This is a genomic window from Brevibacterium oceani, assembly GCF_017948325.1.
Lineage (GTDB): Bacteria > Actinomycetota > Actinomycetes > Actinomycetales > Brevibacteriaceae > Brevibacterium > Brevibacterium oceani.
On sequence record NZ_CP072846.1, the window covers coordinates 1,091,895 to 1,118,681 of the forward strand.

The 26,787-nt window shown below is 67.5% G+C and carries 22 protein-coding genes, 1 tRNA gene and 1 pseudogene; 20 read left to right on the forward strand and 4 right to left on the reverse strand.

From position 1 onward, the window contains the following. Positions 1-41: 41 nt before the first annotated feature. The gene (upp, locus tag J9314_RS04640) at positions 42-680 is read right to left on the reverse strand and encodes a uracil phosphoribosyltransferase (protein ID WP_181274554.1); all 639 of its coding nucleotides are present in this window, start codon (positions 678-680) and stop codon (positions 42-44) included. A 72-nt stretch (positions 681-752) separates the two neighbouring features. Here upp and J9314_RS04645 point away from each other — a divergent pair, with 72 nt between their 5' ends. From J9314_RS04645 to J9314_RS04710, 14 genes and pseudogenes are all read left to right on the forward strand, one after another. After that, a complete protein-coding gene (locus tag J9314_RS04645) occupies positions 753-1,304 on the forward strand; it encodes a tRNA adenosine deaminase-associated protein (protein ID WP_210604762.1) in 552 nt (183 codons plus the stop codon). A gap of 53 nt (positions 1,305-1,357) precedes the next feature. Beyond that, complete coding sequence (locus J9314_RS04650) at positions 1,358-1,789, forward strand: nucleoside deaminase (RefSeq protein ID WP_210604763.1); 432 nt, start codon at positions 1,358-1,360, stop codon at positions 1,787-1,789. 63 nt (positions 1,790-1,852) lie between these two features. Continuing rightward, positions 1,853-1,943, forward strand: a tRNA-Ser gene (locus tag J9314_RS04655). 127 nt (positions 1,944-2,070) lie between these two features. Continuing rightward, on the forward strand, positions 2,071-2,265 hold the full coding sequence (locus J9314_RS04660) for a hypothetical protein (protein WP_210604764.1): 195 nt from the start codon (positions 2,071-2,073) through the stop codon (positions 2,263-2,265). Then, positions 2,252-3,712 (forward strand): NCS2 family permease, encoded by a 1,461-nt coding sequence (locus J9314_RS04665; protein ID WP_210604765.1) that lies wholly within the window; start codon positions 2,252-2,254, stop codon positions 3,710-3,712. Before J9314_RS04660 ends, J9314_RS04665 begins: the two co-directional genes overlap by 14 nt. A 194-nt stretch (positions 3,713-3,906) precedes the next feature. Beyond that, on the forward strand, positions 3,907-5,412 hold the full coding sequence (locus tag J9314_RS04670; RefSeq protein WP_210604766.1) for a xanthine dehydrogenase small subunit: 1,506 nt from the start codon (positions 3,907-3,909) through the stop codon (positions 5,410-5,412). Then, on the forward strand, positions 5,412-7,790 hold the full coding sequence (gene xdhB, locus J9314_RS04675; RefSeq protein ID WP_210604767.1) for a xanthine dehydrogenase molybdopterin binding subunit: 2,379 nt from the start codon (positions 5,412-5,414) through the stop codon (positions 7,788-7,790). Before J9314_RS04670 ends, xdhB begins: the two co-directional genes overlap by 1 nt. Next, a complete protein-coding gene (gene xdhC / locus J9314_RS04680; protein WP_181274560.1) occupies positions 7,787-8,572 on the forward strand; it encodes a xanthine dehydrogenase accessory protein XdhC in 786 nt (261 codons plus the stop codon). The genes xdhB and xdhC overlap by 4 nt, the downstream gene beginning before the upstream one ends. Positions 8,573-8,632: 60 nt before the next feature. Continuing rightward, positions 8,633-9,919, forward strand: coding sequence for a guanine deaminase (gene guaD, locus J9314_RS04685; RefSeq protein ID WP_210604768.1), 1,287 nt, complete (start codon positions 8,633-8,635; stop codon positions 9,917-9,919). Between the two features lie 167 nt (positions 9,920-10,086). Then, positions 10,087-10,917, forward strand: coding sequence for a hydroxypyruvate isomerase family protein (locus J9314_RS04690; RefSeq protein WP_210604769.1), 831 nt, complete (start codon positions 10,087-10,089; stop codon positions 10,915-10,917). A gap of 22 nt (positions 10,918-10,939) precedes the next feature. Beyond that, positions 10,940-11,833 (forward strand): annotated as a pseudogene (locus tag J9314_RS04695) (2-hydroxy-3-oxopropionate reductase); the annotation flags it as partial. 115 nt (positions 11,834-11,948) lie between these two features. Further along, entirely contained in the window at positions 11,949-13,742 is a 1,794-nt protein-coding gene (gene gcl, locus J9314_RS04700) for a glyoxylate carboligase (protein ID WP_210604771.1), read from the forward strand. A 101-nt stretch (positions 13,743-13,843) separates the two neighbouring features. Then, positions 13,844-15,199 (forward strand): allantoinase AllB, encoded by a 1,356-nt coding sequence (allB, locus tag J9314_RS04705; protein ID WP_210604772.1) that lies wholly within the window; start codon positions 13,844-13,846, stop codon positions 15,197-15,199. A 144-nt stretch (positions 15,200-15,343) separates the two neighbouring features. Further along, a complete protein-coding gene (locus J9314_RS04710; RefSeq protein WP_210604773.1) occupies positions 15,344-16,333 on the forward strand; it encodes a DUF559 domain-containing protein in 990 nt (329 codons plus the stop codon). A 70-nt stretch (positions 16,334-16,403) separates the two neighbouring features. On the opposite strand, the gene bcp is transcribed toward J9314_RS04710, so the two are convergent. Both bcp and J9314_RS04720 read right to left on the reverse strand, forming a co-directional pair. Next, positions 16,404-16,883, reverse strand: coding sequence for a thioredoxin-dependent thiol peroxidase (bcp, locus tag J9314_RS04715; protein ID WP_181274567.1), 480 nt, complete (start codon positions 16,881-16,883; stop codon positions 16,404-16,406). A gap of 11 nt (positions 16,884-16,894) precedes the next feature. Beyond that, positions 16,895-18,106 (reverse strand): glycerate kinase, encoded by a 1,212-nt coding sequence (locus J9314_RS04720; RefSeq protein WP_210604774.1) that lies wholly within the window; start codon positions 18,104-18,106, stop codon positions 16,895-16,897. 202 nt (positions 18,107-18,308) lie between these two features. Here J9314_RS04720 and uraD point away from each other — a divergent pair, with 202 nt between their 5' ends. The 4 genes from uraD (at position 18,309) to aceE (ending at position 23,022) form a co-directional block, all read left to right on the forward strand. Then, positions 18,309-18,803, forward strand: coding sequence for a 2-oxo-4-hydroxy-4-carboxy-5-ureidoimidazoline decarboxylase (uraD, locus tag J9314_RS04725; RefSeq protein WP_210604775.1), 495 nt, complete (start codon positions 18,309-18,311; stop codon positions 18,801-18,803). Then, positions 18,800-19,123: a hydroxyisourate hydrolase gene (gene uraH / locus J9314_RS04730; protein ID WP_210604776.1), complete on the forward strand. Its 324-nt coding sequence runs from the start codon at positions 18,800-18,802 to the stop codon at positions 19,121-19,123. The genes uraD and uraH overlap by 4 nt, the downstream gene beginning before the upstream one ends. Positions 19,124-19,284: 161 nt before the next feature. Then, positions 19,285-20,169, forward strand: a complete 885-nt coding sequence (gene pucL / locus J9314_RS04735) for a factor-independent urate hydroxylase (protein WP_210604777.1) — start codon at positions 19,285-19,287, stop codon at positions 20,167-20,169. Positions 20,170-20,265: 96 nt separating this feature from the next. Then, complete coding sequence (gene aceE, locus J9314_RS04740; RefSeq protein WP_210604778.1) at positions 20,266-23,022, forward strand: pyruvate dehydrogenase (acetyl-transferring), homodimeric type; 2,757 nt, start codon at positions 20,266-20,268, stop codon at positions 23,020-23,022. A 6-nt stretch (positions 23,023-23,028) separates the two neighbouring features. On the opposite strand, the gene J9314_RS04745 is transcribed toward aceE, so the two are convergent. Further along, complete coding sequence (locus J9314_RS04745; RefSeq protein ID WP_210604779.1) at positions 23,029-23,808, reverse strand: IclR family transcriptional regulator; 780 nt, start codon at positions 23,806-23,808, stop codon at positions 23,029-23,031. Between the two features lie 160 nt (positions 23,809-23,968). Between J9314_RS04745 and J9314_RS04750 the strand changes: the two genes are divergently transcribed. Both J9314_RS04750 and J9314_RS04755 read left to right on the forward strand, forming a co-directional pair. Continuing rightward, the gene (locus tag J9314_RS04750) at positions 23,969-25,348 is read left to right on the forward strand and encodes an NAD-dependent malic enzyme (protein ID WP_210604780.1); all 1,380 of its coding nucleotides are present in this window, start codon (positions 23,969-23,971) and stop codon (positions 25,346-25,348) included. Between the two features lie 139 nt (positions 25,349-25,487). Further along, positions 25,488-26,780 (forward strand): DUF6986 family protein, encoded by a 1,293-nt coding sequence (locus J9314_RS04755; protein WP_246490614.1) that lies wholly within the window; start codon positions 25,488-25,490, stop codon positions 26,778-26,780. Positions 26,781-26,787: the final 7 nt, after the last annotated feature.

Here is a 26,787-nt window from a genome sequence, read left to right on the forward strand (position 1 = left end):
CTGGAGCCGATTACCGCGCCGCCCGCGCCGGTCGCGCTCCGTCAGTCGACGATTCCGTACATCCGATCCCCGGCGTCGCCGAGGCCCGGGACGATGTAGCCCTTCTCGTTGAGCCGCTCGTCAAGGGCCGCAGTGCAGATCTTCACCTCGGCGGATTCGCTGTAGTCGCGCTCGATGCGCTTGACTCCCTCGGGTGCGGAGACGAGGCAGATCGCAGTGACGTCGCGGGCTCCGCGGGCGAGCAGGAAGTCGATCGCCATCGCCAGGGTGCCGCCGGTCGCGAGCATCGGATCGACGATGAAGATCTGCCGGCCGGTGAGGTCATCGGGCAGACGGTCGGCGTACGCGCTGGGCTCGAACGTCGTCTCGTCGCGGACCATGCCGAGGAAGCCCACCTCGGCGGTGGGAAGGATGCGCAGCATCCCGTCGAGCATGCCCAGCCCCGCGCGGAGGATCGGGACGACGATCGGGCGGGGTTCGGCGATGCGGGTGCCGGTGAACGTCGAGACCGGGGTCTCGATCTCCTTGGCTTCGACGGCGACCGACCGTGTGGCCTCGTAGGCCAGCAGCATGACGAGCTCTTCCGTGAGCTGTCGGAATCGAGCGGAATCCGTGGTCCGATCGCGCAGAGCAGTGAGTTTGTGGTCGATGAGCGGGTGATCGGCGACGTGAAGATCCATACCCAAATGGTACGGGAGAACTTCCCCGATCCGGCAGTGGTCAACGCGGGTCCGAGCGTACACAATGGAGGCATGTCGTACTTCACTGAGATCCTGGCCGATTCCGGCGACGGCTTCCGCGCCCTCGACGTCGACGTCCGCGACGCATCCGACCTCGACGATCTGGTCGATACGATGCGTTCGGCCGCGGGGGAGGACGGCGAGGCGATCGCCGTCATCGAACACGAGGACGAATGGTTCGGCCTCGTGCGCCTGTCCGAGAACAACGAGGTCAAGGTCTTCCTCTCCGATCTCGCCGCGGTCGAGGCGAGCCCTTTCGCGGAGATCTTCGCCGACTTCCTCGACGCCCGTCCCGACGCCTACGAGGCCGAGCCCGAGGAGGACTTCGGAGCCGAGGAGGTCGAGGCCGATGACACCGACGATGAGGATGACGAGGAGGTCGAGATGCTCGAATTCGACCCCGACGCCGAATGGGGCGGGGACGCCGACATCTATGCCGACCGGGGAGTGCCCGCCGCCACGCTCATCGAGCAGGTCGAGGCGCACCGCTCCGACCCGGCCCGCGTCGTCGCCCACATCGGGGAGACCGTCGGATTCGCCGACCAGCTCGAGGCCGCCCGCTGAGCGCTGGTGCCGGCACCCGTTCCTCTGCGGAGGCGGCGCGGTTCGATGACTGGATGGGTCTCGCCCTCGCCGAGGCTGCCCTGGCCCCCGGTCATGACGACGTTCCCGTCGGGGCCGTCGTCATCGATTCCGGAGGTGCCGTGGTCGGCCGCGGTCACAATCGTCGGGAAGTCGATGCCGATCCGCTCGGCCACGCCGAGCTGATGGCGCTGTCGGCCGCCGCGGAGGCTGTCGGCCGGTGGCGGTTGGACGACTGCACCCTTGTGGTCACCCTCGAACCCTGCGCGATGTGCGCCGGGGCGCTGGTGGGCTCCCGCATCGCCCGCGTCGTGTACGGGGCCTTCGACGACAAGGCCGGGGCAGTGGGGTCGATGTGGGATCTGCTGCGCGACCGTGCTGCGCTGCATCACCCCGAGGTGGTCTCGGGGGTTCGGGCTGACGAGGGGAAGGCGCTGCTGCGCGAGTTCTTCGCGAGCCGGCGGTGACGTGGCTCAGCTCACTCGATTCCGATTTGGCGGTCGAATCCACGCCGCTGTACAGTTGTCGGCGGTGGCGTGTCCGAGCGGCCGAAGGTGCAACACTCGAAATGTTGTGTACGGTAACCCCGTACCGTGGGTTCAAATCCCACCGCCACCGCCAAGGAAAACCCCTGACCGGCTCCGTCCGGCCAGGGGTTCTCTCTGTCTGACTCCGGGTTCGGTGGCGGTCTGAGTCCGGGTTCGACTGCGGTTCGCGTGCGCGCGTGAAGAAGTGTGATGATTGACACATGTTGGTCGAGCGGCGAGACTGGGCCGGTGAAATAGAAAAAGTTTTCCGGGATGTGAAAGTTCTGGTGTCGGTGTCGCACCGATGGCTTGTCTGTTTCATTGCGCACGTTCAAGGCGCAGGGCCGGCGACGATGATGTCGGCGGCTGACCAAATCGAACAACCTGAGGTGGTCCATGAAAATGGCAGACAATGATCAAGCGGTGCAGACCGCAACCGAGAGACCGGGGCTTCTCGACAGATTCTTCGAAATCACCCATCGCGGCTCGACGGTCAAGCAGGAGATCCGCGGCGGCATCGTCGCCTTCGTCGCGATGGCCTATATCGTCGTGCTCAACCCGCTCATCCTCGGCGGCAGCGAGGACATCGCCGGAGGCGCCCTCGACTTCGCCCAGCTGACCGCGGTCACCGGGCTCACCGCCGGGCTCATCACGATCCTCTTCGGCGTCGTCGCCCGGCTCCCGTTCGGACTCGCCGCGGGTCTGGGCATGAACAGCTTCCTCGCCGTGTCCGTCGTGCAGGAGGTCACCTGGGCCGCGGCGATGGGCCTGGTGGTCATCAACGGCATCATCATCGTCCTCCTCGGTGCCACGGGCATCCGGACGGCGATCTTCAACGCCGTCCCGCACGCGCTGAAGATCGCGATCACCGTGGGCATCGGACTCTTCATCGCCTTCATCGGCTTCGTCAACTCCGGCTTCGTCACCCGCACCCCCTCGGGCCCGCCGGTGCAGCTGGGCCAGGACGGATCGATCTCTTCCCTGCCGACGCTCGTGTTCGTCTTCGCGCTCGTGCTCATCGGCATCCTCGTGGCCAGGAAGGTTCCCGGCGGCATCCTCATCGGGATGATCGTGGCCACCATCGCGGCCATCATCATCCAGGCCTTCGCCAAGCTCGGCACCGTCGGCGACCCGGTCAGCCCGGATCCGAAGGGCTGGAACCTCTCCGCACCGGAGATCCCCAAGCAGATCCTGGCGCTGCCGGACTTCTCGCTCATCGGAGCATTCGACCCCGTCGCCGCCTTCCAGCAGATCGGGGTCCTCGCGGCCACGATGCTCGTGTTCACCCTCGTGTTCACGAACTTCTTCGACGCGATGGGATCGATGACAGGACTGGCCCGCCAGGCCGGTGTCCAGACCTCTGACGGCATGTTCCCGCGCATCCGCGGAGCCTTCGTCGTCGAGGGTCTCGGAGCTGTCGTCGGCGGAGGCGCCTCGGCGTCGTCGAACACCGTCTTCGTCGACTCCGCCGCCGGCATCGCCGAAGGTGCGAGGACCGGTCTGGCCGCCTGCATCACCGGTGTGCTGTTCCTGCTCTCGATCTTCTTCTCCCCACTCATCGCCGTCATTCCGATGGAGGCCGGTGCCGCCGCGCTCGTCGTCGTCGGCGCGATGATGGTCACGCAGATCCGCGAGATCGAGATGAGCGACTTCCGCGTCTCGCTGCCCGTCTTCCTCACCATGGTCACGATGCCGCTGACCTACTCGATCGCCAACGGCATCGGCGTCGGCTTCATCTCCTGGGCGCTCATCCACGCCATGAGCAGCCGCGCACGCCAGGTCCACTGGCTCCTGTGGGTCGTTTCGGCCGGATTCCTCCTGTACTTCGTTCGCGGACCGATTTCGGCTATCTTGGGAGGATGACAGTTGTGATCGGAAGCACAGCCTGGCAGAAGGGCCAGATCGCGCACGGGGTATGAACCTCGAGGTGACGACCTCATCACCTGACGTTCTTCGCTGCTGTTCGCATGGATAACCAGAAGTTCCGAAGAACGATGCCACTGTTCCAACCATGCACTGTGCGTCTCAGTGATGAGACGTGGGAGGTATGAAGTGCAATGTCGACCGCAGCAACGGATCTCGCCACTGCCGAAGTGACGATCAACGGGACCGTCACTCGATTCGACGGTCCGCCCCATACGAATGCGCTGGACTTCCTGCGCGGTCAGGGACTGACCGCAGCGAAGGAAGGCTGCGCCGAAGGTGAGTGCGGGGCCTGTGCGATTCTCGTCGCCCGCCCCGATGCGTCCGGCGGAACCCGCTGGACCTCGATCAACTCCTGCCTGCTGCCGGCCGCAGCCCTCGACGGCGGAGAGATCGTCACCGCCGAAGGACTCGCCGACGGCGGAACCGCCCATCCAGTCCAGGAAGAGATGGCCGTGCGCGGCGGATCCCAGTGCGGATACTGCACCCCCGGCTTCATCTCCTCGATGGCCGCCGAATACTACCGTCCCGAACGCGCGGCCGACGCCGCCTGCGAGCCGGGCGATGACGGTGACCACCACTGCGGACCCAACGGCTTCGACCTCCACTCCCTGTCCGGCAACCTCTGCCGCTGCACCGGCTACCGCCCCATCCGCGATGCCGCCTTCGCCCTCGGACAGCCGAGCGCCGAGGATGCTCTGGCCGCCCGCCGCGACCGCTCGGCCCCTGCCCCCGTCGCCACCGACTACCGCCGCGCCGATACCGCAACGGGCAAGGTCGGCCACTATCGCCGGCCCGCCACACTCGCCGAGGCGGTCGAGATCCTCGCCGCCGACCCCGACGTCACCGTCGTGGCCGGGGCCACCGACTGGGGAGTCGAGGTCAACATCAAGGGCGCACGCGCGAAGAACCTCCTCGCCGTCGACCGCCTGCCCGAGATGCGCGGCATCCGCCGCACCGCAGACCACATCGAACTCGGCGCCGCACACACGCTGTCGGAACTCGAACGCGAACTCGCCGGCGACATCCCGCTGCTGGGCAAGCTCTTCCCGCAGTTCGCCTCCCGGCTGATCCGCAACGGAGCCACGATCGGCGGCAACCTCGGCACCGGCTCACCCATCGGCGACACCCCGCCGGCGCTGCTCGCGCTCGAGGCCGAACTCGTGCTCAGCTCGGTGCGCGGAGATCGCGTCGTCGCACTCGCCGACTACTTCACCGGCTACCGGCAGACCGTGCGGGAGACCGATGAGCTCATCACCGCCATCCGGATTCCGCTGCCCCTGTCGCCGCTGACCTCGTTCCAGAAGATCGCGAAGCGACGCTTCGACGACATCTCATCGGTGGCCATCGGCTACGCCGTCGACGTCACCGACGGCGTGGTGAGGAAGGCCCGGATCGGCCTCGGCGGTGTGGCCGCCACCCCGCTGCGGGCCACCGCCACCGAGGCCCTTCTCGAGGGCCGGCCGTGGAGTCTCGAGACCGTGCACGCCGCTGCCGAGACGCTCGCAGGCGAAGGCACCCCGATGGATGATCACCGCGCGAGCGCGAAGTACCGCACCGCGATGCTGCGCTCCTCCCTCGAACGCTTCTTCGCCGAACAGCTCGGCCAGCCGGCCGTGACCGGACAGGAGGTCAAGTGATGAGCACTCTCTCCCAGCGCCCCGCCGACCCGATCGTCGGTGAACGCCACCACCACGAAAGCGCCTTCGGCCACGTCACCGGGTCCGCGCTCTACACCGACGACCTCGTCGGACGTCTCACCGGAGTCCTCCACGCCCACCCCGTGCAGTCGACGACGGCGCACGCGCGGCTGAACTCCCTCGATGTGGCTCCGGCCTACGAAGTGCCCGGTGTCGTGCGCGTCATCACCGCCTCCGACATCCCCGGGGTCAACGACCAGGGCGTCAAACACGACGAACCGATGCTGCCGACCGACGAGATCATGTTCTTCGGCCAGCCCCTGGCCTGGGTGCTCGCCGAGGACCTCGAGGCCGCGAAGGAAGGCGCCGCCGCCGTGGTCGCCGACGTCGACGAGCTGCCCTCGCTCGTGAGCGTGCGCGACGCGATCGCCGCGAACAGCTACCACGGTCAGGAGCTGACGATCGACAAGGGCGAAGCGGACGCCGCGTTCGCCGATGCCGCCCACGTCTTCGAAGGCGAATTCGAGTTCGCCGGCCAGGAGCACTTCTACCTCGAGACGCAGGCCTGCCTGGCCCACGTCGACGAGAACGAGCAGATCTTCATCCAGTCCTCCACCCAGCATCCGACCGAGACGCAGGACATCGTCTCCCACGTCCTCGGGGTCCCCGCCCACGAGGTCACCGTGCAGTGCCTGCGCATGGGCGGCGGCTTCGGCGGCAAGGAGATGCAGCCCCACGGCTATGCCGCGCTCGCCGCCCTCGGAGCCAAGCTGACCGGCCGACCCGTGCGCCTGCGGCTGAGCCGCACCCTCGACATCACGATGACCGGTAAGCGCCACGGCTTCCATTCGTCATGGAAGATCGGCTTCACCGAGGACGGGAGGATCCTCGCCCTCGACGCGACGCTCACCGCCGACGGAGGGTGGAGCCTCGACCTGTCCGAACCGGTGCTCACCCGAGCCATGTGCCACATCGACAACGCGTACTGGGTGCCGAACATCCGCGTCACCGGTCGCATCGCGAAGTGCAACAAGACCTCGCAGACGGCCTTCCGCGGCTTCGGCGGGCCCCAGGGCATGCTCGTGATGGAGGACATCCTCGGCCGCGTCGCACCTCAGCTGGGCCTGAGCGCCCGAGAGCTGCGACGTCTGAACTTCTACACCGAAGGCCAGGACACTCCCTACTACCAGCCGGTGCGCCACCCCGATCGGATCGATGCCTGCTGGGACCAGCTCATCTCCGAATCCGACCTCGAGGCACGCGAACTCGAGATCGAGGCCTTCAACGCCGGTCACGAGCACATCAAACGCGGCCTGGCGATCACCCCGGTGAAGTTCGGGATCTCGTTCAACCTCACCGCCTTCAACCAGGGCGGGGCACTCGTGCTCGTGTACAAGGACGGATCCGTCCTCGTCACCCACGGCGGCACCGAGATGGGGCAGGGCCTGCACCAGAAGATGCTGCAGGTCGCGGCCACGACCCTCGGGGTGCCGCTGTCGACGGTGCGCCTGGCGCCCACGCGCACGGACAAGGTCCCGAACACCTCGGCGACGGCGGCGAGCTCCGGCTCCGACCTCAACGGCGGGGCGGTGAAGAACGCCTGCGATCAGATCCTCGACCGGCTGCGGCAGGTCGCCGCCGGTCTGCTCGGAGCCCCGGCGCACGAGGTGAGCATCAGCCGCGGCATCGTCTCCGCCCTGTCCTCGCCGAAGACCGTGACCTGGGAGGAGCTGATCAACACCGCGTACTTCCAGCGCATCCAACTCTCGGCCTCCGGGTTCTACCGGACCGAAGGGCTGCACTGGAACCTCGCGCAGATGCGCGGCGAACCATTCAAGTACTTCGCGTACGGAACAGCCGCCGCCGAGGTCGAGGTCAACCGCTTCGACGGCTCCTACCGGCTGCGCCGGGTCGACATCGTCCACGACGTCGGGGACTCCCTGTCCCCGCTCATCGACGTCGGCCAGATCGAAGGCGGCTTCGTCCAAGGCGCCGGCTGGCTGACCCTGGAGGACCTGCGCTGGGACGAATCCGATCGACCCAGCCGGGGCCGCCTGGCCACCCAGGCGGCGAGCACGTACAAGATCCCGAGCTTCTCCGAGACCCCGGACGTCTTCAACGTCTCCCTGCTGGACAAGGCACACGAGGAAGGGGCCGTGTACGGGTCGAAGGCCGTGGGCGAACCCCCGCTCATGCTCGCCTTCTCCGTCCGAGAGGCCCTGCGGGAGGCCGTGAGCGCCTTCGGGCCGGCCGGAACCTCGGTCGAACTCGCCTCACCGGCCACCCCCGAGGCGGTGTTCTGGGCGATCGAGGACGTCCGCCGGGCAGAGCCGGGAGCGGCCACCTCGGCGACAGAAGGACAACGAGTTCCGTCATGACCTGGATGGACACCGCATCCGAGCTCCGCAGGGCTCGGGTGCCGGCCGTCCTCGTCACTCTCGCCTCGGTGCGCGGGCACGCCCCGCGCGAAGCCGGAGCGAAGATGATCGCCACCGTCGATGACCTGTTCGGGACCATCGGCGGGGGCAATCTCGAGATGACGGCCGTCACCCGTGCCCGGGAGCTGCTCGCCGAGGGCGTGCGCGCCCCGGAGATGCTCACCCTGCGACTCAACGACAAGGCGCCGGCGAAGTACGGCAGGCAGTGCTGCGGCGGGGAGGTCGCGGTGCTGCTCGAACCCCTGCCCGTGCCCGCCTCGGTGGCGATCTTCGGCATCGGCAACATCGGACTCGAACTCACCCGGATCCTGTCCCGGCACGACATCGACCTCGTCGTCTCCGATTCGCGGCCCGAACAGCTCGAGGCCATCGACGGAATCGGCGCCCCCGTGGCGCAGATCAGCCGCGAATTCGCCGTCGTGGGGGAGGAAGTGCTCACCGCACTTCCGGCCGGCAGCCACGTGCTCATCATGACCCACGATCATGCCGAGGACCTGCACCTGTGCTCCGCGGCGCTGACCCGCGGCGACCTCGGGTCCATCGGGCTCATCGGCTCGAGCGCCAAATGGCAGCGCTTCCGCAAGAACCTCACCGCCGAAGGCTTCGAACCCGAGGTCGTCGACACCATCCGCTGCCCGATCGGACTGCCCGACCTGCCGGGAAAGGCGCCGGCGACGATCGCCGTCAGCGTCGCCGCGGACCTGCTCTCCCGCTTCGCCTGAAGCTTTTTCGCACCACTGCCTTTCACTACTGCTTTCACCACTGACTCAAGGAGAACCACTGTGGTCATCTATCGTGCCCGCGTCTTCGATACGCCGGCCAACCCCTTCGACGGAGGGCGGCTGCGCGCCGACTCCGACACAGCCCTCGTCGTCGAGGACGGGCTCATCACCGCCCGCACCGACTTCGCCTCCGCCCGCGCATCGCACCCCGACGCCGAGGTGGTCGACCTGCGGGCCGGCGTGCTCATCCCCGGCCTCGTCGACACCCACGTCCACTTTCCGCAGGTGCGCGCCATCGGCTACCTCGGCAAACCGCTGCTCGAATGGCTCGACGACTGTGCCCTGCCCGAAGAGGCGAAGCTTCACGACGAGGCCTACGCCGGGGCGGTGGCCGGGGAATTCCTCACCGGCCTGACCTCGGCGGGGACAACCTCGGCGATGGTCTTCGGTTCGCATTTCGCGAGCGCGGTGGACATCCTCTTCGCCAGGGCCGCCGAGGTGGGGCTGCGGATGACCACGGGCCTCGTCACGAGCGATCGGAACCTGCCCGAACCGCTGCTCACGACCGCCGAGCGGGCGAACGCCGAGAGCCAGGAGCTCATCGACCGGTGGCACGGGCACGGTCGACTGCGGTTCGCCGTCACCCCGCGGTTCTCGTTCTCGGCCTCGCAGGAGCTCATGGCCGCCGGCGGGGAACTCCTCGAGGCCAACCCGGACGTGTGGGTGACCTCGCATCTGAACGAGAACCGCGACGAGATCGCCGGGGTCGCGGAGATGTTTCCCGAGGCGATCGACTACCTCGACACCTACGACCGGGCGGGACTGCTCGGGCGGCGGACGATCCTCGCGCACAACGTCCACCCGAGCGATCGGGAGCTGGCGCGGATGGCCGAGGTCGGGGCCGCCTCGGCGCACTGCCCGACCTCGAATTCGGCGCTGGCCAGCGGATTCTTCCCGCTGCGCCGACACCTCGAGAACGGTGTCCGGGTGGCGTTGGGCTCGGACGTCGGTGCGGGCAACGGATTCTCGCTGCTCAAGGAGGGCGTGCAGGCGTACTTCATGCAGCAGCTGGACCCGGCCGGGGGACTGCCCCTGTCCGCGGCCCACCTGCTCCACCTTGCGACCGCCGCGGGTGCCGATGCGCTCGGACTGGCCGAGGAGGTCGGGGACCTGTCCGTGGGCAAGCGCTTCGACGCCGCATACGTCTCTCCCACCGCGGGGCAGCCGCTGGACGTGGGCATCAGGCATGCCGAAGACGACGAGGCCGCGCTGGCGAAGATCTTCGCCCTCGGAACCCCCGCCGACATCACACAAGTCTGGATCGACGGCACCCCCGTCAAACCCTAATTACTACCCGACGGCGGCCCAGCAACCTCGCGCCAGGTTGCTGGGCCGCCGTCATGTAGCAATTGGGAGGGTCTTGACTCTCGGGTCGCGGGCTGTCTATGCTTATTTCGTGAAACGGAAATAAACTTCCACGATACGAAAACAGCGAGAAACTCAAAGGAGAGCCCATGGTCCACGCATTCGATTTCACCGCTCCCGACAGCTATATCCTCAACTGCTCGACGCTGCTCACCGAACTGCCCGTCCTCGAACGTGCCCAGGCCGCGAAGGACGCCGGCTTCGACCAGGTCGAGTTCTGGTGGCCCTTCGACGGCAACCCGACCCCCACCTCGGCGGAGGTCGATGAGTTCATCACCTCACTCGAAAACGCCGGAGTCGAACTCAAAGGACTGAACTTCTGGGCCGGGAACATGGCCGCCGGCGACCGCGGAATGGTCTCCGTCATCGGCGCCGAGGACGACTTCGCCGCGAACGTCGCCATCGTCGTCGAGATCGGCCGCCGCACCGGCTGCCGCGCCTTCAACGCCCTCTACGGCCTGCGCACCGAAGGCCAGGACCCCTCCGGTCAGGATTCGACGGCCGCGGCGAACCTCGACTTCGCTGCCCGCGCCGTCGCCGAGATCGACGGAACCGTCCTCGTCGAACCCGTCTCCGGTGCCGAGGGCTACCCGCTCAAGCGCTACGCCGACGCCGCCGAGGTGGTCGCGAAGGTCCGATCGGAAGGCCCCGCGAACATCGCCGTCCTCGCCGACTTCTTCCATATGTCCGTCAACGGCGACGACGTCGCCGCCGTCATCGAGGCCGACGCCGCGAACTTCGGCCACATCCAGATCGCCGACGCCGAGGGCCGCGGAGCACCGGGCACCGGCTCGCTGCCGCTGCGCGACTGGATCGACAGCGCCTACGCGCTCGGCTACACCGGGCAGGTCGCCCTCGAATACAAACAGGACCGCGCCACCGCTTTCGACTGGCTGAGCCACGTCACCCAGACCGCCTGACCACCCTCACCTTCACGGAGGAAACCCCATGAGCAAGACAATCGCATTCATCGGACTCGGAATCATGGGCCTGCCCATGGCCACAAACCTCGTCAATGCCGGATTCGACGTCCGCGGATTCAACCGCACACCGGCCAAGGCCGACACGCTCGCCGAGGCGGGAGGAAGTGCCGCCGCCACCATCGCCGAGGCGGTGACCGGGGCCGACGTCATCATCACCATGGTCCCGGACTCGCCCGACGTCGAGGCCGTGCTCACCGGCGACGACGGCATCCTCGCCTCCGCCTCGGCCGGCGCCACCTGGATCGACTTCTCCACGATCCGTCCCGATGTGGCCAAGGAGCTGGCCGGCAAGGCCGCCGAGGCCGGACTCAAACCCCTCGACGCACCCGTCTCCGGCGGAGAGCCCGGCGCCATCGACGGTGTCCTGTCGATCATGGTCGGCGGCAATAAGGCCGACTTCGATGCCGTGGCCGACGTCTTCGACGCCGTCGGCAAGACCATCGTCCTCGTCGGCCCCTCAGGAGCCGGCCAGACCGTCAAGGCCGCGAACCAGCTCATGGTCGCCGGCAATATCGGACTGCTCGCCGAGGCCGTCGTCTTCCTCGAAGCCTACGGAGTCGAAACAGGTGCGGCGCTGCAGGTCCTCGGCGGAGGACTGGCCGGATCCAAGGTGCTCGACCAGAAGGGGCAGAAGATGCTCGACCGTGAGTTCGGCCCCGGATTCCGGCTCGAACTCCACCACAAGGACATGGGCATCGTCGCCGCCGCCGCACGCGAAGCAGGAGTGGCCATCCCGCTCGGGGCCACCGTCGCCCAGCTCGTCGCTGCAACAGTGCAGCAGGGCAACGGAGGACTCGACCATTCGGGTCTCTTCACCGTCATCGAAGCCCTCTCCGGTAAGAACGAGAACTGACACGACCGCCCCACCAGCCGGGCGGGGCCGTCGGCCCAACGACACCGACGGCCCCGCCCACCACGAACCGAGCCGGCGACAGCGTCGTCGCCGGCTCACGAACAAAGGACGAACCATGACACGTATGCGCGCAGTCGACGCCGCAGTGCTCATCCTCGAAAAGGAAGGCGCCACCGAGACCTTCGGCCTGCCCGGGGCGGCGATCAACCCGCTGTACTCGGCGATGAGGGCCCACGGCGGAATCCGCCACACGCTGGCCCGCCACGTCGAGGGGGCCTCGCACATGGCCGACGGCTACACTCGTTCGGCCCCGGGCAACATCGGAGTGTGCCTGGGCACCTCGGGCCCGGCTGGCACCGACATGATCACCGGTCTCTACGCCGCCGCCGCCGACTCCCAGCCGATCCTGTGCATCACCGGCCAAGCACCCGTCGCCGTGCTCGACAAGGAAGACTTCCAGGCCGTGGACATCGCCTCGATCGCGGCGCCGGTGACGAAGATGGCCAAGACCGTCCTCGAGGCCGGGCAGGTGCCCGGAGTCTTCCAGACCGCCTTCCAACTCATGCGCTCGGCCCGCCCCGGCCCCGTGCTCATCGACCTGCCCATCGACGTGCAGCAGACTGAGATCGACTTCGACATCGACGCCTACGAACCGCTCGTCCCCGCGAAGCCCGCGGCCACCTCGGCGCAGGCGGAGAAGATCCTCGACCTCATCGCCGAGGCGGCCCATCCGATCATCATCGCCGGCGGGGGAATCATCAACGCCGATGCCGCCGACCGCCTCGTCGAATTCGCCGAACTCACCTCGATCCCGGTCTCACCGACGCTGATGGGGTGGGGTGCGATCCCCGACGACCACCCGCTGGCCGCCGGCATGGTCGGCATCCAGACCCACGTGCGCTACGGCAACGCCTCCTTCCTCGAATCCGACCTCGTCATCGGCATCGGCAACCGCTGGGCCAACCGCCACACCGGCAACCTCGACGTGTATCGCAAGGGACGGAAGTTCGTCCACATCGACATCGAACCCACGCAGATCGGCCGCGTCTTCGCCCCCGACTTCGGGGTCGCCTCGGATGCCGGCGCAGCCCTCGACGCACTGCTCGCCGCCGCGCGATCGCGGTCGGGCGCCCTCCCGGACTTCACCGCCTGGGCCGATGAGTGCACGGCACGGAAGTCGACCGAGCATCGGAAGACGAACTTCACCGAGATGCCGATCAAGCCGCAGCGCGTCTATCAGGAGATGAACCAGGCCTTCGGGCAGGACGTCACCTACGTCTCGACGATCGGTCTGAGCCAGATCGCGGGTGCCCAGATGCTCCACGTCTACCGGCCCCGGCACTGGATCAACGCCGGGCAGGCCGGACCGCTGGGCTGGACCGGACCCGCAGCGCTCGGCGTGGCCAAGGGCAAGCCGGGCGAGACCGTCGTCGCGCTCTCCGGCGACTACGACTTCCAGTTCATGATCGAAGAGCTCGCCGTCGGCGCGCAGCACAAGATCCCCTACGTCCATGTCGTCGTCAACAACTCCTACCTGGGGCTCATCCGGCAGTCACAGCGCGGATTCGAGATGGACTACGAGGTGTCGCTGGCGTTCGAGAACATCAACTCGGCCGGATCCGCATCGTCGGGATACGGGGTCGACCATGTGGCCGTGGCCCAGGGGCTCGGCTGCAAGGCCCTGCGAGTCGAGGACCCCGAACTCATCGGCGAGGGACTGCGCGTGGCCAAGGAGCTCATGGACGAACACCAGGTGCCCGTGGTCGTCGAGGTCATCCTCGAGCGTGTCACGAACATCTCGATGGGCACCGCACTCGATGCGATCAACGAGTTCGAGACCCTCGCCCAGACCCCGGCGGACGCCCCGACGGCACTGACGCCGATGAGTGAGCTGGCCGCCGCGAAATAGGCCGGGTAAGGCCTGTGCCGAATCGTCCGGGCCGAGTAGGCTAGAACGGTATACCGAAAACGTGCCGCCGGCCTGCCGGGCCGGACGACTGAGGAGGAACATTGAGCAATGACGCCAACTTCGATCTGATCATCCGCGCCGAGGCGGCCCTGCTGCCCGAGGGAATCGAGCCGGCAACGGTCGGCGTCAGGGACGGAAGGATCGCCGAGATCGCCCGCGGTGACAACGGCCTGGATCCGGCCGCCTCGGCGGGGGCGGAGGTCGTCGAGGTCGGCGCCGATCAGGTGCTGCTGCCCGGACTCGTCGACTCCCATGTCCACGTCAACGACCCCGGCCGGGCCGAGTGGGAGGGCTTCGCCAGCGCCACCCGCGCGGCCGCGGCCGGGGGAGTGACGACGATCGTCGACATGCCGCTGAACTCCCTGCCGCCGACCGTCGACGTCGCCGCGCTCGAGACCAAACGCGAGGTGGCCGCACCGAAGGCATTCGTCGACGTCGGCTTCTGGGGCGGAGCGATCCCCGGCAATACCGCCGAGCTGCGCCCCCTGCACGAGGCCGGAGTCTTTGGGTTCAAGTGCTTCCTCGAGGACTCAGGGGTCGACGAGTTCCCACCCCTGGAACCGGCCGAGATGCAGACCGACATGGCCGAGATCGCGTCCTTCGACTCGATGCTCATCGTCCATGCCGAGGATCACGAGGTGATGACCGGGGCGCCGAAGAGCTCGGGTCCGAAATTCGCCGACTTCCTCGCCACACGCCCCCGTGAGGCCGAGAACGTCGCCATCGCGCGGGTCATCGACGCCGCCCGCGCCACCGGTGCCCGTGCCCACATCCTGCATCTGTCCTCGGCCGATTCGCTCGAACAGATCGGCGCGGCCAAGGCGGAGGGCGTCAAGCTCACCGTCGAGACCTGCCCGCACTATCTCGTCTTCACCGCCGAGGAGATCCCGGACGGGGCGACGACACACAAGTGCTGCCCGCCGATCCGTGAGGAGTCCAACCGCGAGGCACTGTGGCAGGGACTCATCGACGGCACCATCGACTGCATCGTCTCCGACCATTCGCCGTCGACGGCCGAACTCAAGCTGCTCGACACCGGGGACTTCGGTGCCGCATGGGGCGGGATCTCATCGCTGCAGCTGGGACTGTCGCTCGTCTGGACCGAGGCGGCCAAGCGCGGCATCGAACTCGCCGAGGTCGTCCGCTGGATGTCCGCGGCACCGGCGGCGGTGGCGCGGGTGGAGAACAAGGGTGCGATCGCGGTGGGCAACGACGCGGACTTCGCCGTGTTCGCCCCCGATGAGGAGTGGACCGTGCGCGCCACGGACCTCTATCACCGCAATCAGATCAGCGCGTACGATGCACGCACCGTCCGCGGCCGCGTGTCCCGCACAGTGCTGCGCGGCGCCTCAGTGGACTTCGAGACCCCGACCGGTCGCCTCCTCACCGCCCGCTGAATTACTACCTGACGGCGGCCCAGCAACCTTGCGCTGGGTTGCTGGGCCGCCGTCAGGTTGTTTGAGGAAGAAGTTATCCACAGATTGCTGTTTTCGATTGCCGTTTTATAGTGAGTAGTGCACTTTGGTGTCATGTATCTGTGTATGACGACCGAGAAGCTCTACCGGCTGGGTTTTTCCAAGGACGAGGTCCGGCGCGGCGAGAAGTGCTGCCTCTCGCGCATCGCCCGCGGCCGGTACGTCGCGACCGGATCCTGCGAGGACGCCCGCCATGAAGCCATCTGGGCGGCGCTGAGCGAGCAGGACTTCGAGGAGTTCGCTCACCGCGGGGACATGCGCGACGAGATCGAACCTCTGCGCGTGCTCATCCGCACTCGCGCCGAACGCATCCACACCGCCTCGGGGCGCTGGCGGGTGACGAAGGGACGAGAGGTCTTCTCGCACCTCTCGGCCGCCCTCGTCCACGGACTGCCGATCGCCTATTCGGCGCAGACTCGAGTCGAGGTGTTCCGTCCCAACGTCAGCCGCAGGTACCGACACCTCTACGTCCGCAACCGGGAGATCCCCTCGGCGCACCGGAAGATGGTCGGCATCTACGCGGTGACCACGCTCGAGCGCACCCTCATCGACGTCGCCCGCGACTACAGCCCGGACATCGCCGTGCCGATGCTCGACGAGGCGATCGGCCGCGGCCGGACGAGTCGGCTCCGGCTCGAGGCGGTCCTCGAGGAATGTCCCGAATCCCGCGGCGACGCAGCCGTGCTCCGTGCGCTGCACCTGACCGATGGGAGGCGAGAAGCGCCATCGGAGTCGATCGCCGCGGTCCGCTTCTTCGAGCACGGGATCGCAGGGTTCGAACCGCAGGTCGAATTCTTCGGCGACCACGGCGAGGTGATCGCCCGCGTCGACTTCTGCCACCGCGACGCCCGGCTGATCATCGAGATCGACGGGCTCGAGAAGTACACGATGAACGGGCGGACTCCTCGTGAGAGCATCGCGGCAGAGAAGGCACGCGAAGCGGCTCTCGAAGCCCGAGGCTACAAGGTCATCCGCTTGACCTTCGGGGAGCTCTTCCGCGCCGCACCGTTCGAGCGGATCCTCGGTGTGCTCGCCACGCGGCTGCGCACCGGATGAACGCCCCCAAAGAACCTGACGGCGGCCCAGCAACCTCGCGCCAGGTTGCTGGGCCGCCGTCGGGTAGAAATTAGGGGTGGAGGAGGTGGGTTCTCAGGCGGGCTACGTGGCCCTGGGCATCGACGTTGTATTCCGCGTGGGTGAGCGTGCCGTCCTCGGCGATGACGAACGTCGAGCGCAGGGTGCCCTGGAAGGTGTGCTCCCCGTCCGTCTTCTGCCCGTAGCTGCCGTAGGCCCGGGCGACGACTCCGCCGTAGTCGGACAGGAGCGAGAACGTCAGGCCCTCGTCAGCGGCGAAGGCCCGCAGCGACTCCGGATCATCGGGCGAGACGCCGAGGACCTCGAAGCCGGCTGCCGCCAGCGCGGAGAGGTTGTCGCGGAAGTCGCAGGCCTCGGTGGTGCAGCCGGGCGTCGACGCCTTGGGGTAGAAGTAGAGGATGACCTTCCGGCCGGCGAAGTCGGACTTCGAGACGGTCCGTTCCTCTGAGTCGGTGAGCGTGAAGTCCGGTGCGATGTCTCCGGCTCGGAGCTGAGTCGTTGTCACGGTCATGGTGGGTCCTTTCATCGTTGAATGGTGCTTCCAGGAATGGTGCTTCCAGCGGCCACGAGTGCACACGCATGCGCGGCCGAGTCCTCGATGAGCGCTGCGGCGCGCTCGGACAGCGTGCCCAGGTCCGCGGGGCCCGGCGCGATCGACAGAGCCGCGGTGATTCCCGCCTCCCGACACTCGGCCGGGCTCAGCCCGACCCGTCCGGCGATGACGATCACCCGCGCCGAGGCGGGGGCGTGGTGCCGCACGGCCGCGACGACCTTCCCGCCCAGGGACTGCGAGTCGAAGGAACCCTCGCCGGTGAGCACGAGATCGGCCCCGGCGAGTGCCGCGCTCAGCCCGACGGCCTCGGCGACCATCTGCGATCCCGGCACCACCTCGGCGCCGAGCAGCGTCGTCAATGCCAGCGGAATCCCGCCGGCGGCACCGAAGCCGGGGGTCGCGGACAGCGCCTCGGCCTCCTCCGCTGAGGAGGTGAGCACCTCGGCGAGGTGGCCCAGACCGGTGTCGAGCACGGTCACGGAGTCCCCGTCCGCACCCTTCTGCGGACCGAAGACCGCCGCCGCCCCGCGGGGGCCGGTGAGCGGATTGTCGACATCGACGGCGATGCGCCAGCGCACTTCCCGTGCCCGCGGATCGAGCTCTGAGACATCGACGGCAGCGACAGAGACCAGCCCACCGCCGCCGGGGGCGATCGGTTCGCCCTCGGCATCGGTGAATCGCGCGCCGAGGGCCGTGGCGATGCCGACGCCGCCGTCGGTGCTCGCCGAACCGCCGATGCACAGCAGGATCTCCTCGACGCCGGTCTCGAGCACGGCGCGGGCGATCAGTCCGACCCCGAAGGTGTCGGCTCGCTCGGGGCGCAGCGGCACGTCCGAGACCTGCGGCAGTCCGTTGGCCTGGGCCGCCTCGATGACGGCGGTGGTGCCGGCGGGGGAGATCCCGAAGGCCGCCGAGGTGGCCCGACCGAGCGCATCGACCGTGTCCACGGTGCGCGGCTGGGTGCCCCAGACGGCGAGCAGGGTCTCGAGCGTGCCCTCTCCGCCGTCGGCGAAGGGCAGCTCGATCACGTCGGCTGCGGGGAAGGCGGTACGTGCGCCGCGGGCCATGGCGGCCGCGGCGGCGGGTGCGGAGGCCGAACCCTTGAAGGAGTCGGGGGCGCAGACGATCGTCGGGGCGCTCTGGGGCACTGGGGTGGACTGTGGCACTGTGTCGTGACTCATGGCCTCATTCAACCTCATCGTCTGTCCGGGGTGGTCTGTGGTCCATTATCCACGATCCGGAAGAAAGTTTCCACAAAAATGTGTGAGCAATTTGACATCGGTGGGGGCGGCCAGCAGACTCGAACCAATCGTTCGGAAATGGTATCCCGAACCGTGACAGTCTGATCAGAGACGGCCTTAACAGCCAGCCAAGGAGGTCATCGTGGACCTGGCCGAGTTCAACCGACTCCCAGCCGACGACGCACGCACGCTGCTGCGCCCCTGCCTCGACGTCGACCGCTGGATCGATGCCGTCGTCGCCGCACGGCCGTTCACCGACCTCGACTCCGCCCTCAACTCGGCGCGCGAGGATGCCGCCCCGCTGAGCAGCGACGAGATCGCAGCCGCAATGTCCCACCATCCGAGGATCGGTGAGAAGGCGAAGGGTGAGAGCGCCGAGGCTGCCCACTCGAGCCGCGAACAGGCCGGGCTCGGCACCCTTGAGGCCGATGTGCAGTCGCGGCTGGCCGCCGGCAACGCCGCCTACGAAGAGCGCTTCGACCGCGTCTTCCTCATCCGCGCCGCCGGTCGCAGCCCCGAAGAGATCCTCTCCGAACTCGACCGTCGCATGGACAACTCCGCCGCCGACGAGGAAGCCGAAGTCGGAGACCAGCTGATTCAGATCGCCGCCCTCCGACTCGAAGGAATCCTCGCATGAGCTTCATCACCGCCCACGCACTCGACTCGACCGTCGGCACACCGGCCGCAGGCCTCGAGGTCACTCTCTATGACGGCGCCGAGGTCATCATCTCCGCCCGCACCGACGACAACGGGAGGGTCTCGGACTTCGGACCCGACCACCTCGAACCCGGCGACTACCGGATCGTGTTCGGCACCGGCGACTACTTCGCCGCCCGGAACATGGATCATTTCCACCCGGTGGTCACGATCGACTTCAGCGTCCAGGCCGGGCAGGCGCACTATCACATCCCACTGCTGCTCAGCCCCTTCGCCTACAGCACCTACCGCGGCAGCTGAGCCGCACCCTCAATCACCATCAGGGGAAGCAGGCCCCCTGCAGGATCCAGGTCCTCAACAAACCGCCGAAGCCGACCGGTGCTCACCACCGGCGGGCCTCGCCAATCGAATGGACACGGCGCGCGCAGGTGCGCACGCCGACGAACTGGAGGAATACCGCAATGAGCACAGTCCGACTGACATCGAACCAGTACGGCAAGGCAGAGAACCGACTCATGCGGGTCTACCGTGACGCCGAACGTCACGAGATCCGCGACCTCAACGTCACCTCGCAGCTGTGGGGCGACTTCGAGACCGCCCACACCGAAGGCGACAACGCCCACGTCGTCGCCACCGATACGCAGAAGAACACGGTCTTCGCGAAGGCCAAGGAACTCGGCGTGAGCTCGCCCGAACAGTTCCTCATCGGCCTTGCCGATCACTTCACCTCGAGCTTCGACTGGGTCACCGGCGGCCGGTGGGAGGCCGAGGAATACGGCTGGGACCGGATCAACGACCACAACCACTCGTTCTTCAAGTCCGCACCCGAGGTCCGCACCGTCGTGTTCACCCGCGACGGAGACAAGGACACGCTGATCTCCGGCTTCAACGGCCTCACCGTGCTCAAGACCACCGAATCGGGCTTCGTCGGCTACCCGAAGGACAAGTACACGACGCTGCCGGAGACCGAGGACCGCATCCTCGCCACCGACATCGCCACCCGGTGGATCTACAACACCACCGACCTCGACTTCGAGGCCGTGTACGCCCAGGTCAAGGAGATCATCCTCGATTCCTTCACCGACCACTTCTCCCACGCGCTGCAGCACACGCTCTACCAGATGGGGGAGAAGGTCATCGAGGCCGTGCCGCAGATCGACGAGATCCGCTTCTCCTGCCCGAACAAGCACCACTTCCTCTACGACATCGAGCGCTTCGGGCTCGAGAACCCGAACGAGGTCTTCATCGTCGCCGACCGCCCCTACGGCCTCATCGAGGCCACCTTCACCCGCGACGGCGTCGCCGAGAACAAGGACGCCTGGGCACAGATCGCCGGTTTCTGCTGAGCCGGCACAGCTGCTGAGTTCGGACAGTTCCGACACCGGACTCCCGGTCGCGATACGATTCCGGGAGTCCGGACCCCGTGAGAAGGAAACCCCGCAATGACACAGGACACCACCTCGGCGAACCTGAGGAGCACCACCACCGACGAAGAGGTCGATGAATGGCTCGAGTCCTGGGAGGGACTCGTAGGCGCGCGCGGCACCCAGCGCGCCGGCGAGATCATGGAGGCGCTGCGCCGCCGCGCGGCCACGAACTCCATCGCCCAGCCCAAGGTCACCACCACCGACTACGTCAACACGATCCCCGCCGATCAGGAGCCGATCTATCCGGGCGAGGAGAACGTCGAGCGCCGCTACCGCAGGTGGCTGCGCTGGAACGCGGCCATGCTCGTCCACCGAGCGCAGCGCCCCGAGATCTCCGTGGGCGGACACATCTCCACCTACGCCGGAGCCGCCACTCTCTATGAGATCGGCTTCAACAACTTCTTCCGCGGCCAGGACCATCCCGGCGGCGGCGACCAGGTGTTCTTCCAGGGCCACGCCTCACCGGGAATGTACGCCCGCGCGTTCCTCGAAGGTCGCCTGTCCGAGGCCGACCTCGACGGATTCCGGCAGGAAGCCTCGAAGGCACCGCACGGTCTGAGCTCCTATCCGCACCCGCGGCTGATGCCCGAGTTCTGGCAGTTCCCGACCGTGTCGATGGGGCTCGGCCCGATCAACGCGATCTATCAGGCGCAGATGAACCGCTATCTGCACAACCGCGGCGTCAAGGACACGAGCGACCAGCGGGTATGGGCGTTCCTCGGCGACGGCGAGATGGACGAACCCGAATCGCGCGGCGCCCTGCAGCTGGCCGCGAACGAGGGACTCGACAACCTGACGTTCGTCATCAACTGCAACCTCCAGCGCCTCGACGGACCGGTCCGCGGCAACGGAAAGATCGTCCAGGAACTCGAGGCGACCTTCACCGGCGCCGGCTGGGACGTCATCAAGGTGCTGTGGGGCCGCGAATGGGACTCCCTGCTCGAGGCCGACCACACCGGCGAGCTCGTGCGGATCATGAACGAGACCCTCGACGGGGACTATCAGACGTTCAAGGCCGAATCCGGCGGATTCATCCGCGACAACTTCTTCGGTCGATCACCGACGACCAAGGGCCTCGTCGAGCATCTGTCCGATGACGACATCTGGAACCTCAAGCGCGGCGGCCACGATTACCACAAGGTCTTCGCCGCCTATCAGAAGGCCGTGAACACCAAGGGCAAGCCCACCGTCATCCTCGTCCAGACGGTCAAGGGCTACGGGTTGGGCACGAGCTTCGAATCGCGCAACGCCACCCACCAGATGAAGAAGTTCACCGCCGACGACGTCAAGGCCTTCCGCGATCGGATGGACATCCCGATCTCGGACAAGGTCATCGACGACGATCCCTACGCGGTGCCCTACTATCATCCGGGCGCCGACGACGACGCGATCCAGTACATGCTCGATCGTCGCCGCCAGCTCGGCGGATTCCTGCCTGCTCGCAAGCCGGAGAACAATCAGAAGACTCTGCCGGCACCCAGCGACAAGGCCTTCTCGCAGTCGAAGAAGGGCTCGGGCAAGCAGCTCGCCGCCACCACCATGGCCTTCGTCCGCCTGCTCAAGGACCTCATGCGTGAGAAGGGGCTGGGGGAGCGGATCGTGCCCATCATCCCCGATGAGGCTCGCACCTTCGGCATCGACGCGTTCTTCCCGACCGCGAAGATCTACAACCCGAACGGGCAGAACTACCTCGCCGTCGACCGCGAGCTCTTCCTCTCCTACAAGGAGGCTGTGTCCGGTCAGCTGCTCCATGTCGGCATCAACGAGGCCGGAGCCGCGGCCGGGTTCACCGCCGCCGGCACCGCGTACTCCACGCACGGCGAGCCGATGATCCCTATCTACGTCTTCTACTCGATGTTCGGCTTCCAGCGCACAGGCGATGCCTTCTGGGCCGCCGGTGACCAGATGACCCGCGGGTTCATCATCGGCGCGACCGCCGGGCGGACGACGCTGACGGGTGAGGGCCTGCAGCATGCCGACGGTCATTCCCCGGTGCTCGCGGCTACGAACCCGGCCGTGCGCGTGTACGATCCGGCCTACGGCTACGAGATCGGCCACATCGTCCGCGACGGCCTGCACCGCATGTACGGCGAGCACGACCTCGGCGAGGACGAGCGCAACGTCATGTACTACCTCACCGTCTACAACGAGCCGATGGTCCAGCCGGCCGAACCCGACAACGTCGACGTCGAGGGGATCCTCAAAGGCATCCATCGCGTCGCCGAGGCGGGGACCCCCGCCGAGGCTGGGCAGGGCTCGCGTCCGCAGGCCCAGCTGCTCGCCTCCGGCGTCGCCGTGCCCTGGGCGCTGGAGGCCCGCGAGCTGCTCGCCGCGGACTGGGGGGTCGAAGCGGCCGTGTGGTCGGTGACCTCCTGGGCGGAGCTGCGCCGGGATGCCCTCGAGTGCGAGGCGGAGCTGCTGAGCGACGTCGAGGCCGAACCGCGTGTGCCCTACGTCCGGCAGCGACTCGGCGAGGAGCCGGGGCCGATCGTGGCCACGAGCGACTTCGACTCGACCCAGCCCGACCTCGTCCGGCCGTTCCTCGACCAGACGTTCGCGACCCTCGGCGCCGACGGGTTCGGGTTCTCCGACACCCGTGCCGCAGCCCGCAGGCACTTCAAGATCGATGCCCACTCGATGGTCGTGCGGACCCTGCAGCTGTTGGCCCGACGCGGTGAGATCGACCCCGGCACCCCCGCCGAGGCGGCCCGCCGTTACGAACTCAACGACGTCAACGCGGGGACCTCGGGAATGGCCGGCGGCGATTCCTGAGGTCGCTCAGGCACCGCCGCGCATATCGACCGAGATCTGCGCGGCGGCCGAGCGCAGCAGCGGGATCGCACGGTCGGCGAAGGCCTGATCGACGCGGCTGACCGGCCCGGACACCGAGATCGCCAGGGGAGCGGGGGCATCGGGGATCGCCATGGCGAAGCAGCGCACACCGAGCTCCTGCTCCTGTTCGTCGATGGCATAGCCGCGCTCACGGATGCGCTCGAGCTCCGCCTCGAGTGCGGAGATCGACCCGATGCTGAACTCCGTGGGCGTCGGCATGCCCGCGGTCGTGACAATGTGGCGCACCTGCTCGGCGTCGAGCCCGGCGAGCATCGCCTTGCCGACGCCGGTGTCGTGCATGTGCGCACGCCGCCCCACCTCGGTGAACATGCGCATCTGACGCTGAGAGGCGACCTGATCGACATAGACGACCATGTCGCCGTCCATCGTCGCCACATTCGCCGACTCACCGAGTTCGCTGACGAGATCCCGCAGATACGGGCGAGCGAACTGGCCGAGCTGGGAGCCGGCGAGGTTGCCCAGCCGGACGAGCCCCGGTCCGAGGGCATAGCCGCGGTCGGGCAGCTGCCGGACCACGCCGAGGTTGACCAGCGTATTCAACAGCCGGTGGATCGTCGGCAGGGGCAGGCTGACGTCGGCGGCGATGTGGCTCAGCGTCGCCGACCCCGAGGAGTTCGCGATGCATTCGAGCAGGCCGAAGGCGCGCTCGACGGACTGCACGCCGCCCTTCGTCTGGCGGATCGCAGGTGTGTCCTTGCTGCTCATCGATCATCCTTCTTCAGTGGGGAGCTTCGGCAGTGAAACTCAGCTCAGTCTAGACCGAAATGGAAGAAACTTTCCGAATCCGGCAATAGGCACTATAATTTCCATAAAGCAGAATTAAATATCCGCAATACGGAAACCCAATATCAGAGAGGATATTGCCATGGCCGCAACAAGCCCCGGATACTCCATCACCCTGCGCGTCGACACCACCGTCGGTGAGGCGTCGACGTCCGATCTCGTCGCCGCCGCCGCGTCCACCGGTGCGGGAGTGACCGCCCTCGACGTCGTCGAATCCACTCCGAACTCGGTGACCATCGACGTCAGCGCCGACACCCGCGACACCGCCCACGCTCAGGAGGTCTCCGACGCACTCGAGGCGCTGCCCGGCGTCGACGTCCGCAAGGTCTCCGACCGGACCTTCCTCCTCCACCTCGGCGGCAAGCTCGAATCCGCTCCGAAGGTGCCCCTGCGCAACCGCGACGACCTCTCCCGCGCCTACACCCCCGGTGTCGCCCGAGTGTGCATGGCGATCGCGGAGAACAAGGAAGACGCCAGGCGGCTGACGATCAAGCGCAACACCGTCGCCGTGGTCACCGACGGCACCGCGGTCCTCGGCCTCGGCGACATCGGCCCCGAAGCGGCCATGCCTGTGATGGAGGGCAAGGCGGTGCTGTTCAAGCAGTTCGCAGGCGTCGACGCCTGGCCGGTGGCCCTGGACACGAAGGACACCGAGGAGATCATCGCGATCTGCAAGGCCATCGCTCCGGCCTACGGCGGCATCAACCTCGAGGACATCGCCGCCCCGCGCTGCTTCGAGATCGAGGCCCGCCTGCGCGCCGAACTCGATATCCCCGTCTTCCACGACGATCAGCACGGCACCGGCGTCGTCACCCTGGCCGCGCTGAAGAACTCGCTCAAGGTCGTGGGCAAGCGGATCGAGGACCTGCGCATCGTCGTCTCCGGCGTCGGTGCCGCGGGCAATGCGATCATCCGCCTCCTCCAGGTCGCGGGCGCGACGAACATCATCGCGTGCGGGCGGTCCGGTGCCATCGGACCGAACTCGACCGTCGATACCGAGCACAAGCGCTGGCTGCAGGCGAACACGAACCCCGACGGCTTCGAGGGCACCCTCAAGGAGGCCGTCGTCGGGGCCGACGTGTTCATCGGCGTCTCGGCTCCCAATGTCCTCGACGGTGACGACATCAAGGCGATGAACGACGACGCACTCGTCTTCGCGATGGCCAATCCCGACCCCGAGGTGGACCCCGCCGAGGCGATCAAGTACGCGGCCGTGGTCGCCACCGGACGCAGCGACTACCCGAACCAGATCAACAATGTGCTCGCCTTCCCCGGCATCTTCCGCGGCCTGCTCGACGCCGAGGCCCGCGACGTCGACGAGAACATCATGGTCGCCGCCGCCGACGCCATCGCCTCGTGCATCCCCGAGGACGAACTCCATCCCGGCTACGTCATCCCCTCGGTCTTCGATCCCGAGGTCGCGAAGAAGGTCGCCGAGGCGGTCACCGCCGTCTCGTCGTAGGCGACGCAATCGTCGTGTGCCCTGTGAGTCACCGTGCCCAGGGCAGTGCAATGAGAGACAATGAGGCCAGGCTCGGCACAGTCGCCTCGCCGTCGAATCCCGTGCAGAGAAAGTGAATGTGAAAGTGGAGAAAGCAACGTTGGCCGACATCGATTCACTGCTGGGGGACACTGATGAGCTCCTGGCAGGAAGCTACCCCGGCGAGCGTGACGTCCGCCAGCCGGTCCACACCGTCTATGTGCCCGGTGACCGGACGACACCGGATCTGCCGCGCCGCTGGGGTCGGCAGGCCCTCGATTTCGTCGACGAGCACGGAGGTATGCTCCAGCTCGCCGGGAAGGTCATCACGGCCACCCGCAAGGAGGCCGGCCCCCTTCCGACTTCGCAGATGCCCAGCCTCCACCAGGTCGCCCGCGAGGCCGAACTCCTCGCCGAGGCGGTCACGACGAAGCTCGAGACCGAGCCCATCGAGGACCTGCGCCTGGACTTCGAGGACGGCTTCGGCGACCGCGGCGACGAAGTCGAGGACGAATGGGCGATCAAGGCCGCCCGCGATGTGGTGACCGGACGCTCGGAGACCGGGGCACCGGCCTTCGCAGGCATCCGATTCAAGTGCCTCGAGGCGGCCACCCGGGAACGGGGACTGCGCACCCTCGATCTGTTCCTCGCCGAGCTCATCGCCGCAGGCGGTGAGGTCCCGGACAACCTCGTGCTCACCCTGCCCAAGGTGAGCACCGTGGACCAGGTGAGGGCGATGGTGCTCGCGTGCCGGGCGCTGGAGAGGGAGCACAACCTCGGCGAGGGGACCCTGACCTTCGAGATCCAGGTCGAGACTCCGCAGCTCGTCCTCGGCGCCGACGGGACGATGCCCCTGGCTCCGGCGATCCACGCCGGCGAAGGACGCGTGACCTCCCTGCACTACGGCACCTACGACTACTCGGCGTCGATGGGCGTGGCCGCGGCCTACCAGGCGATGGACCATCCGGTCGCGGACTTCGCGAAGAACCAGATGATGCTCGCCGTCGCCGGCACCGGCGTCCACCTCTCCGACGGATCGACGAACATCCTCCCGCTCGGCGAACCCGAGGAGGTCCACCACGCGTGGGCCCTGCACGCCGGACTCATCCGCCGTCACCTCAAACGCGGCATCTACCAGGGCTGGGACCTCCATCCGCACCAGCTGCCGACGCGGTTCTTAGCGACCTTCGCGTTCTTCCGTGAGGGCGGGGCCCCGGCGGCCCATCGTCTGCGCAGCTACGTCTACAAGGCGGACTCGACGGTCCTCGACGAACCGGCCACGGCGAAGGCACTCGCCCGGTACCTGCAGCGCGGACTCGTGTGCGGGGCCCATACGGAAGAGTTCGTCACCACGCATACGAAGCTCAGCCTCGGCGAGCTGGCACAGCTGGCCCGCACCGGACACCTCAACTGAACACCTG